At 72.3% G+C, this 527-nt stretch carries 1 protein-coding gene; it reads left to right on the top strand.

Translation table 11 applies throughout. The annotated features are described in order from the left end of the window. Positions 1 to 527, top strand: a 527-nt coding sequence (locus IF30_RS42910; protein WP_037903198.1) for a condensation domain-containing protein, incomplete at both ends; no start/stop codon positions are given.

The following is a 527-nucleotide window of genomic DNA, read 5'->3' as shown; positions in this document are numbered from 1 at the left end:
CCGGGCACCTGGCGCACGCGGCCCGGCACTCGTTCGACCTGGTCGCCGAACTGCCGCTTCGGGCAACCCTGTTCAGGATCGGCAAGGACGACCACGTGCTGGCGCTGGTGCTGCACCACATCGCCGGTGACGGCTGGTCCATGGCACCGCTCGCCCGCGACCTCTCCACCGCCTACGCCGCCCGCACCAACGGCTGCGCGCCGGCCTGGGCACCGCTGCCCGTCCAGTACGCCGACTACACCCTCTGGCAGCGCGAACTCCTCGGCTCCGACACCGACCCCGACAGCCTCGCCACCCGCCAACTCACCTACTGGAAGCAGCAACTCGCCGACCTGCCGGAAGAACTGGAACTCCCCCTCGACCGCCCTCGACCGGCCGTGGCCGGTGTCGACGCGGACGCGGTCACCGTCACCGTCCCGGCCCCTTGCCACGACCGACTCACCCGGCTCGCCCGGGAGACCGGCACCACCCTGTTCATGGTCCTCCAAGCCGCCCTGGCCACCCTCTACTCCCGCCTCGGCGCCGGC

This window comes from Streptomyces sp. NRRL S-350 (assembly GCF_000719705.1).
Classification (GTDB): Bacteria; Actinomycetota; Actinomycetes; order Streptomycetales; family Streptomycetaceae; genus Kitasatospora.
This window is presented reverse-complemented; position numbering and strand designations above follow the sequence as displayed.